This is a genomic window from Deltaproteobacteria bacterium (assembly GCA_016875225.1).
Lineage (GTDB): Bacteria > Myxococcota_A > UBA9160 > SZUA-336 > SZUA-336 > VGRW01.
This window is the reverse complement of sequence record VGRW01000110.1, coordinates 1-8,514: the sequence shown is the minus strand read 5'-3', so window position 1 is coordinate 8,514 and position 8,514 is coordinate 1. Positions and strand designations below refer to the sequence as shown.

Sequence of the window (8,514 nt, the reverse complement as noted above, 5' to 3'; positions counted from 1 at the left end):
GCTTCGGTTCGCGAATCAGGGGCGCCACTCGCTCCCAGTCCCGATCCGTGAGGTCCACGCACCTCCCCCTTCGAAAGGGGAGACGAGTCTCGCGTCAGCACCCGCTGCCCGAACTCGCGTTGGCTACACCGTAGCGCAACATCTATTTTGGGACCGCTTCTACAACGACGCCGGCCGGCAGAAACAGAGTGACGCCCGTCACCGCTGGCGACGCCGACCGCCAACAGGCGACGGCAAGAGACGGGCGCGTCTGCCCGGGGGCGGCTCTAGCGCCGGCGCCGGCCCCCACGCGATCCTCTGCGGCCGCGCCGCGAGCGCTTCCGCACGGCTGGATCGCCGCCCTCGGCGGCTGCGGTCGCCGCCTCCGGAGAGCTGGCTGCGGCCGGGGCAGCGGCGCGGGCGTGTCTTGGGGCGTCCTCCGTCGCCGCCCTCGACTCCGCGTCCGAGAGCAGACCCAGCACCTCCGGACCGAACTGCTCGATCCACCAGGGCTTTACCGCGGTCAGGCCGCCCAGGTCCTCGGGCGCGCGCGGCGCCACCGCCGCGATCTCCTCGAGCGAGGCGTTCGGGCAAAAGACCCCGGGGTCGAGGCCCAGCTCCCCCGCGCGTTTGGCGCGCCAGCGTTTCAGGTCCTCGAGCCGCGACTCGCCGCGCCGGTCGAGCCGGCGCCGGCCGTTCCCGGTCGGCTGCTTGCGCTCCAGCGGCGGGTGTTCGGGGCCTTCCGCTCCGCGCTCGATCGCTTCGATCAGCTCCTGGCCGAAGCGCCGCAGCACCAGCTCCGAGATCCCCTTCCGCGCGCCGAGCGCGCGCCGCGAGGTCGGCGGATTCTGCGCCAGATCGAGAAGCGTGCCGTTGCCCATCACCTTGAACGGCGGCCGGTCGACCTCGCGCGCGCGTTTGTCGCGCCACAGGAAGAGCTCGCGGAGCACCGCGATCCCGCGCGCCGGGAGCTTGCGCGCGCCCTTGATGCGCAGGTAGCCCTGCTGGTCGAACTCGCGCTCCGGCCAGAGGCGCTGCTCGAGCGCCGCGAACTCCGCCTTCGCCCAGACGAGTCGCCCCTTGGCCTCGAGCTCGCGCTCGAGCGTCTCGGCGAGCTCGACCAGATAGATCACGTCGGAGGCGGCGTAGTCGAGCTGAGCCGGGCGCAGCTTCCTGCGCGACCAGTCGGTGCGCTGCTGGTCCTTCGAGAGCTTCACGCCGAAGTGCCGCTCGACGAGCGCACCGAGACCGACGGCGGGATAGCCGAGCATCTGCGCCGAGACCATCGTGTCGAACAGACCGCGAATCGCGATCGCGCAGTGCCGGTGCAGCACGAACAGGTCGTACTCCGCGGCGTGGAAGATCTTGCGGATGGACGGGTTCGCCATCACGGGCGCGAGCGGCTCGAGCCCGCGCGGCGGCATCGAGAGCGGGTCGATCAGGAACGTCCCGCAGGAGGCGGCGATCTGCAGCAGGCAGAGCTTGTCGAAGTAGTGGAAGAAGGAGTCCGCCTCGGTATCGACGGCGATCACCTTCTCCAGCGCGAGCTTGGAGGCGAGCTCCTCGACCTCCACGACCCTGTCGATGAAGCGATACTCCGCCATGCGCCGCTTGCTGGGACTCCTGCAGGGGTATCGACTGACCTGGACAGCGTGCGATCGGTGGGATGTCCCGCGACCCAGGCGCCGACCGATTCTAACCGGGGAAGCGCCCGAAGCCAGAGCGGATCCCGACGATCACGGCGTCTTGCGCAGGAGCTCGATCAGCTGGTCCTCGAGCCGCTCGTGGGCTGCAAAGGTGTCCCGAAACGCCGAGAAGACCGCCCGCGCGGCGCCCATGTGGCCGAGCGCCAGCTGCGAGGCGACCTGCTCGAGATCGCTGCGGATTCCGATGTGCGCCACCCGCAGGCTCCGGATCGGCCCGCCCTGAGAGGGCGCCCGCTTCTCCGCCGCGGGAAAGGAGACGTCCTCCTCCCGGGCCAGGTGCGCCAGGACCTGCTCGCGGTACTCCGTGAAGCTGCGGCGAGCCTGCGGGAGGTCCCCCGCGACGAGCGCGCGGGACACGTCCTGCTCCAGAGCCTCGACCTTTCCCGCGTCCTGCCGCCAGCTCTCGATCAGCTCGAGCGCCTTCTCCGGGGTCGCGCGTCTGCGGGCTTTCTCGCTGGCCATGCTGGCGCGGATCTTACTCGATCGCCGATGCTTTCGAGCGCGTGAGGCGGATCCATCTCGTCGCGACCCTTCTGCTCGGCTGCGTCTGGCAGCCGGCGTCGATCGAGCCCGAGCCGCTGCGCTTCCGGGATTGCGGCGACGGCTTCGAGTGCGCGGAGCTGCGGGTTCCGATCGATCATGTGCGGCCGCACGGCGAGCAGATCGCGGTCTCGCTGCTGCGGCGACCGGCCGAGAAGCCGGCCGAGCGGATCGGCGTTCTGCTCGTGAACCCCGGCGGGCCGGGGATCTCGGCGGTCGACTATCTCCGCAATTCCGCGCCGCGCTGGGATGTGCAGCTGCGCGATCGCTTCGACCTGGTCGCCTTCGACACGCGCGGAACCGGGGCGAGCGGCGGGCTCGACTGTCACGAGTCACTGGCCGCGTATCTCGAGCAGAATCCCACGCCGGTGAGCGATGCGGAGTGGGCCAGCGCCCTCGCCGTGAGCCGCGCTCTGGCCGAGGAGTGCGCGCGAAGTCGCGAAGCCCTGCTGGCGCGGATGGGCACGTCCGAGAGCGCGCGCGACATGGATCGGGTGCGCGAGGCGCTCGGCGCGGAGCAGATCAGCTACCTGGGCTTCTCCTACGGCACCGCGCTCGGCGCGAGCTACGCGCGGCAGTTTCCAGAGCGCGTGCGCGCGATGGTGCTCGACGGCGCGATCGATCCGGGCTTCGATCTGCTGACGTTCGTCGCCGAGCAGGCCGAGGCGGTCGAGGCCGCGCTGCTGGCCTGGGACGAGGCGGCGCTTCGCGAGGGCTGGCACGGGATCGCCGAGCTCGAGGTGGTCTACGCGCGCGCGAAGTCGGCCCCGATCCCGAGCGGCGCGGGCGGTCGGGCGGCGCAGGCGAGCGACGTTCTGTACGGCAGCGTCGAGGCGGTGATCGAGCCCGTCGCCGGCTGGCGGGAGCTCGCGCTCGCGCTCGACGCGGCGCTGCGCGCCGACGGCGGCGCGTTCGTCCGGCTCTCCGATCGCTACTTCCGGCGCAGGAGCGACGGCAGCTCCGGGCTGCGCGTGGACGCGCAGCTCGCGGTGCTCTGCGCCGACCTGCACCGACCCGCGTCGCCCCAGGCGTACCGAGACGCGCTGCCTGGGATCGAGAGCCGCGCGCCGCACATCGGCAGCGCGAATCTCACGAGCTTCCTGCCTTGCGCCTTCTGGCCGGAGCCCGCGCGAAGGCCCGAGCCAGTTCGCGACGTGCCAGGCGAGCGCATTCTCGTCCTGGCAGGCCGCGACGATCCGCTCACGCCCCACGTCTGGGGCGAGCGGCTGGCTCGCGCGCTGGCGGGCTCGACGCTGATCAGCGTCGACACGCGGGGTCACACCGCCTACGGCCAGGGGCACGCCTGCGTCGACGCACCGGTGACCGCCTTTCTCGTCTCGGCCGTCCGGCCGATGTCGACGCCGATGTGCCCGTAGTATGCTCGCGGCATGGAACCCGTCCGCTACGTCGACCTGCTGAATCGCCGCTACGCAGCCCAGGGCTTTCCTCCGTACCGCTGGACCGTGAACACCAGCGCTCCGTTCACGCCGCTCCGCAAGCCGCTGCGGGACTGCCGTGTCTCGATGCTGACGTCGGGCGGCGTCTCGCGCTGCGCGTCCGCGCCGTGGAATCCAGACGCGAAGAACGACCTTCGGCTCGACCAGATCGCCTCCGACGCGCCGACGTCGGACTTCCAGATCCACGACAGCTACTACGACCACCGCGACGCGGATCGCGATCTGAACTGCATCTTCCCGCTCGACCGTCTGCGCGAGCTCGCCGAAGAGGGGGCGATCGGCGCGGTGGCGGAGCGGATCTGGAGCGGCTTCATGGGCCGCATCTACGTGCGCAGCGCCGTCGAGAACGAGTCCGCGCCCGCGCTCGCCCGCGAGCTCGAGCGCGACGAGGTCGATCTCTTCGTCCTCGTGCCTTCCTGACCGCTCGACCACCAGACCGTGGGTCTGGTCGCGCGGGTCGTGGAAGCGGCGGGAATCCCGACGGTGCTCGTCTCGACGGGGCGCGACCTGACCGCGCAGGTGCTTCCGCCACGCTCGGTCTTCGTGAACTTCCCGATGGGAAATCCGTTCGGGCGCGCGGGCGACACCGCGATGCAGCGGCGCATCCTGCTCGACGCGCTGCACGTGGTCGAGACCGCAAAGCGCGGCGGAGAGCTGCTCGACCTGCCCTACGAGTGGGGCGAGCCGTTCGCTTCGCTCGTGTCAGGCTAGCGCGCTGGCCAGCTGCGCGACCGCCACGCCGGCGACGACGAGCGGCGAGAACATCAGCGCGAACAGGCCGAGTCGCACGCCCATGCTCTGCTCGACGTGCACGAAGAGATAGATCGGAGTCGTGACTCCGAGGAAGAAGTTCGCGAGCCCCCAGCCGACGTGCCCCTGATTGAAGGCGTGGATCACGAGGCCAAGCGAGATCGCGAAGTTCAGCAGGACCGTGACGATCGCCGGGATCGTCCAGCGCGCGAGCCAGGCCGAGAGCGCCTCCTGCTGCTTGGGCGAGAGCGACTGGCCCTGCTGCTCCGAGATCGCGGACTGGAACGACGCGGCGACGCTGCCCTCCTCGGGCGGGGCGGCGGCCTCGGCCGAGCCGGGCGCGGGCACGTGCACGGGCATCTCGCGCATCTCGATCTGGGAGCGGTACTTCGGCGGGATCTCGTGCAGGTTCTCGGTGAAGTGGACGTTCCCGCGGTCGTCCCGGTACTTGTAGGCCTGAGCCAGGGCGCCCGAGGCGAGCCCGGAGAGCAGCAGGGCGAGCGAGACAGCGAACACCACCCGGACGGACGTCGATCGCGTCATGCCCGACACATCGGCCCCGGGAAGGCCGCGGCTTTACCGGCTAGAGTACGGCCGCCATGCGCTGGTCCCAGATGTTCATCCCGACGCTCCGCGAAGTCCCGGCCGATGCCGAGGCCACGAGCCACCGCCTGATGCTCCGCGCGGGGCTGATCCGTCAGCTCGGCGCGGGGATCTACTCGAAGCTGCCGCTCGCCGAGCGGGTCGCGCGCCGGATCGAGGCGATCGTGCGCGAGGAGATGTCGCGCATCGGTGCGCAGGAGTTCCGCCTGCCGCTTCTGCACCCGGCCGAGCCGTGGAAGGAGTCCGGCCGCTGGGACTCGGTGGGCGACGAGCTGTTCCGGCTGCGCGATCGCAAGCAGACCGACATGGCGCTCGCGATGACCGCGGAGGAGATCTTCACCACGCTCGCGCGCGACGGTCTGCGCAGCTACCGGCAGCTGCCGCAGATCTGGTACCAGATCGGCGCGAAGTTCCGCGACGAGCCGCGCCCCAAGTCGGGCGTGCTGCGGGGGCGCGAGTTCACCATGAAGGACTCGTACTCCTTCGACGTGGATGCGGCCGGGCTCGACGTCTCGTTCCAGAAGCACGCCGACGCGTACCGGCGCATCTTCTCGCGCTGCGGCGTGGATTCGATTCCGGTGCAGGCGTCCTCGGGCGCGATGGGCGGCAGCGAGTCGGTCGAGTTCATGGCCGTCTCCGACGCCGGCGAGGACTGGATCGCAAGCTGCGCGGCCTGCGGCTACGCGGCGAACCTGGAGAAGGCGAAGTCGCGGCCGAGTGTGGTCGACGACCCGGCGAGCTCGGGCGGGCCCGAGAAGTTCCCCACGCCGGGCGTGCGCACGATCGAGGACCTGGCGCGAATGAGCGGCGGCGCGTCCGCGGAGCGACAGATCAAGACGCTCGTCTACCTGGTCGAGGACCGGGTCACGCTCTTCCTGCTCCGCGGCGACCACGAGCTGAACGAGGTGAAGCTGGCCGAGGCCACCGGCTCCACGCGCTTGCGCCCCGCGGGCCCCGAGGAGTGCCGCGCGGCGCTCGGCGCGCTGCCGGGAAGCCTGGGCGCGGTCGGCGTCGCGGGCCTGCCGATCTTCGCCGACGAGTCGCTGCGCGGCCGGCGCGAGATGACCACCGGCGCGAACCAGCACGAGTTCCACCTGCGACACGTCGATGTGTCGCGCGATCTTCCGCACGTCACCTGGGCGGATCTGCGCAACGCGCGCGCGGGCGAGGCGTGCATTTCGTGCGGCAAGCCGCTCGAGACGAAGAAGACCATCGAGATCGGGCACATCTTCAAGCTCGGACTGCGCTACTCCGAGCCGATGCGCGCGCGCGTGCTCACGGCCGAAGGCGTGGAGGTGCCGATCGTGATGGGCTCCTACGGGCTCGGCATCGAGCGCATCATGGCGGCCGCGATCGAGGCTCACCACGACGAGAACGGAATCGCCTGGCCGCGCTCGATCGCGCCGTTCGACGTGGTGGTGTCGACGGTGAAGGCGAGCGACCCGGAGCAGCGCGAGAAATCCGAGCAGCTCTACGCGGAGCTTCAGGCGGCGGGCTTCCTCGTGCTGCTCGACGACCGCGACGAGCGGCCCGGCGTGAAGTTCAAGGACGCCGACCTGGTCGGCATCCCGTTCCGGATCGTCCCCGGCCCGAGGGCGCTGGCGAAGGGCTGCGTCGAGCTCGCGGAGCGCGCGACCGGAACCACGCGCGAGGTGCCGATCGGCGACGTCGTCGCGGCGCTGCGCCAGACGAGCGGATGAGCGCGCGCCCGACGCTCTGGCTGCTCGACTCGCACTACCAGATCTTCCGCGCCTACCACGCCATGCCGGATCTGCGCGCGCCCGACGGCACGCCCACGGGGGCGGTGCGCGGCTACGCGTCCCAGCTCGTGAAGCTGCTGGTTCGCGAGCGCCCCACGCACGTGGCCGCGGCCTGGGACCTCGAGCTCACCAGCTTCCGCAACGAGATCCACCCCGGCTACAAGGCCGGCCGCACCGAGCCGCCGCCCGACCTCGCGCCGCAGTTCGCGCTCTGCGACGAGGTGACTCGGGCGCTGGGCGTTCCGGTGATCGGACTCGAGCGCTTCGAGGCCGACGACGTGATCGCGACCATGACCGCCCACGCGCTCGACGACGGCGCCGACGTGGTGATCGCGAGCAGCGACAAGGATCTCGCAGCGCTCGTCTCGGATCGCGTCTCGCTCTTCGATCCGCGCGCGGAGGCGCTGCTCGGCCCGGCCGGGATCGAGGCCCGGCTCGGCGTTCCGCCGGATCTCGTCCCCGACTTCCTGACACTCGTCGGTGACGCGGTCGACGACATCCCCGGCGTGCCCGGAATCGGCGCGAAGACCGCGGCCGCGCTGCTGCGCCGCTTCGGCCGGATCGAGGACATCCCCGCCGACCCTCGCGAGTGGGCCGGGCTCGAGCTTCGCGGCGCCGCACGCGCGGCCCGCGCGCTCGCCGAGGGCCAGGCGGCCATCGCGCTCGCGCGCCAGCTCGTGCGGATGCGCGAGGATCTGCCGATCCGCGAACGCGTCGCCGATCTGCGCTGGGACGGCGCCGACCGAGGCGCGCTCACCGCGCTCTGCGAGCGCCTCGGCATCTCCAGCCTGCTCGACCGCGTGCCGCGCTTCCGCGACCAGGTCACTCGGGGCGGCTGTGCGGAACGTAGATGAGTGAGTCGGTGTCGAAGCCGAGCTCGCGGGCCCGGCGCACCAGTCGGTCGACTTCGGCGCGACTCGGGTCGGGACGGCGGGTGAGGATCCACAGGTAGGAGCGGGTCGGTCCGACGACGAGAGCGATCTGGTAGTCGGGATCGAGATCCACGACGTTGTAGCCGCCGTAGAACGGCCCGGAGAACGAGACCTCGAGGCTGGCGACCTCGCGCGGGCCCGCGAAGCGCGCGCGCCCTTGCGCCTCGCGCCACTCGCCCTTCGCGGGATCGAAGCCGCGGTTGCGCACGTCGATTCCGCCGCCCTCTCGCGCGGTGTAGGTGGCCGAGATGTCCTCGAGGCCGCGCTCGAAGCGGTGATCGAGCCGCGCGATCTCGTACCAGGTTCCCAGGTAGCGCTCTGCGTCGAAGCTGCCGACGGCCTGCACACCGTCGGGGATCTGCCCGCACGCGGCGAGCAGCGCGAGGAAGACGAGCGGAACCAGCCAGCGCACGCGTGAATCGTGCCGTCCGGCGCCGGAACCGCTAGGGGCGCGCGCGGACGATCGCGCCGAGCGCCAGCGCGCAGAGCCCGGCGAGCGCGAGGCTCGCGGCGCCGGGCTCGGGCACCGTGAAGCGAAGGCGTGCCGGCATGCAGAAGGTGGGACAGGGCTCGTAGAACTGCCCGTAGACCTCGATGCGGGAGGCGACGATCGGCTGCAGGTTGACGTCGAAGAGGGTCGCGCCGAACACGACGCCGATCTCTGGGAATTCGACCTCGCCCGGGAGCAGGCTTGGGGTCTGGTACGGCTGTACTCCCTGGAAACTGCCCAGCAGCGTCTCTTCCCCGGCATCCGCAATCGAGGGTCCTGCGGCATAGAGTGTGTATG

Annotated in this window: 9 protein-coding genes; 5 read left to right on the top strand and 4 right to left on the bottom strand. The window is 71.2% G+C overall.

Going from position 1 to position 8,514, the window contains the following annotated elements:
• Window positions 1–266: 266 nt before the first annotated feature.
• Window positions 267–1,583, bottom strand: coding sequence for a ribonuclease D (locus tag FJ108_16905; GenBank protein MBM4337568.1), 1,317 nt, complete (start codon window positions 1,581–1,583; stop codon window positions 267–269).
• Between the two features lie 132 nt (window positions 1,584–1,715).
• On the bottom strand, window positions 1,716–2,147 hold the full coding sequence (locus FJ108_16900) for a hemerythrin domain-containing protein (protein ID MBM4337567.1): 432 nt from the start codon (window positions 2,145–2,147) through the stop codon (window positions 1,716–1,718).
• 41 nt (window positions 2,148–2,188) lie between these two features.
• On the opposite strand from FJ108_16900, the gene FJ108_16895 reads away from it, so the two are divergent.
• Genes FJ108_16895 through FJ108_16885 form a run of 3 tightly spaced genes read left to right on the top strand, consistent with a single transcriptional unit; the run spans window position 2,189 to window position 4,393 of the window.
• Entirely contained in the window at window positions 2,189–3,601 is a 1,413-nt protein-coding gene (locus FJ108_16895; protein ID MBM4337566.1) for an alpha/beta hydrolase, read from the top strand.
• 12 nt (window positions 3,602–3,613) lie between these two features.
• The gene (locus tag FJ108_16890) at window positions 3,614–4,102 is read left to right on the top strand and encodes a hypothetical protein (protein MBM4337565.1); all 489 of its coding nucleotides are present in this window, start codon (window positions 3,614–3,616) and stop codon (window positions 4,100–4,102) included.
• 18 nt (window positions 4,103–4,120) lie between these two features.
• Window positions 4,121–4,393 carry a hypothetical protein gene (locus FJ108_16885; protein ID MBM4337564.1) on the top strand — a complete coding sequence of 91 codons (273 nt, stop codon included), beginning with the start codon at window positions 4,121–4,123 and terminating at the stop codon, window positions 4,391–4,393.
• Here FJ108_16885 and FJ108_16880 read toward each other — a convergent pair.
• Window positions 4,385–4,975, bottom strand: a complete 591-nt coding sequence (locus FJ108_16880) for a DUF4124 domain-containing protein (GenBank protein ID MBM4337563.1) — start codon at window positions 4,973–4,975, stop codon at window positions 4,385–4,387. The genes FJ108_16885 and FJ108_16880 overlap by 9 nt on opposite strands.
• A gap of 56 nt (window positions 4,976–5,031) precedes the next feature.
• Here FJ108_16880 and FJ108_16875 point away from each other — a divergent pair, with 56 nt between their 5' ends.
• Window positions 5,032–6,735: a proline--tRNA ligase gene (locus tag FJ108_16875; GenBank protein MBM4337562.1), complete on the top strand. Its 1,704-nt coding sequence runs from the start codon at window positions 5,032–5,034 to the stop codon at window positions 6,733–6,735.
• Window positions 6,732–7,649 carry a hypothetical protein gene (locus FJ108_16870; protein MBM4337561.1) on the top strand — a complete coding sequence of 306 codons (918 nt, stop codon included), beginning with the start codon at window positions 6,732–6,734 and terminating at the stop codon, window positions 7,647–7,649. Before FJ108_16875 ends, FJ108_16870 begins: the two co-directional genes overlap by 4 nt.
• On the opposite strand, the gene FJ108_16865 is transcribed toward FJ108_16870, so the two are convergent.
• Window positions 7,618–8,478, bottom strand: a complete 861-nt coding sequence (locus FJ108_16865) for a hypothetical protein (GenBank protein ID MBM4337560.1) — start codon at window positions 8,476–8,478, stop codon at window positions 7,618–7,620. The two genes, FJ108_16870 and FJ108_16865, sit on opposite strands and share 32 nt — an antisense overlap.
• Window positions 8,479–8,514: the final 36 nt, after the last annotated feature.

Bases quoted from the DNA above. Each gene is read 5' to 3' on its own strand.
- FJ108_16865 (MBM4337560.1), bottom strand. From the start codon at position 8,478: ATGCCGGGGAAGAGACGCTGCTGGGCAGTTTCCAGGGAGTACAGCCGT.
- FJ108_16870 (MBM4337561.1), top strand. From the start codon at position 6,732: ATGAGCGCGCGCCCGACGCTCTGGCTGCTCGACTCGCACTACCAGATC.
- FJ108_16890 (MBM4337565.1), top strand. From the start codon at position 3,614: ATGGAACCCGTCCGCTACGTCGACCTGCTGAATCGCCGCTACGCAGCC.
- FJ108_16880 (MBM4337563.1), bottom strand. From the start codon at position 4,975: ATGACGCGATCGACGTCCGTCCGGGTGGTGTTCGCTGTCTCGCTCGCC.
- FJ108_16900 (MBM4337567.1), bottom strand. From the start codon at position 2,147: ATGGCCAGCGAGAAAGCCCGCAGACGCGCGACCCCGGAGAAGGCGCTC.
- FJ108_16875 (MBM4337562.1), top strand. From the start codon at position 5,032: ATGCGCTGGTCCCAGATGTTCATCCCGACGCTCCGCGAAGTCCCGGCC.
- FJ108_16905 (MBM4337568.1), bottom strand. From the start codon at position 1,583: ATGGCGGAGTATCGCTTCATCGACAGGGTCGTGGAGGTCGAGGAGCTC.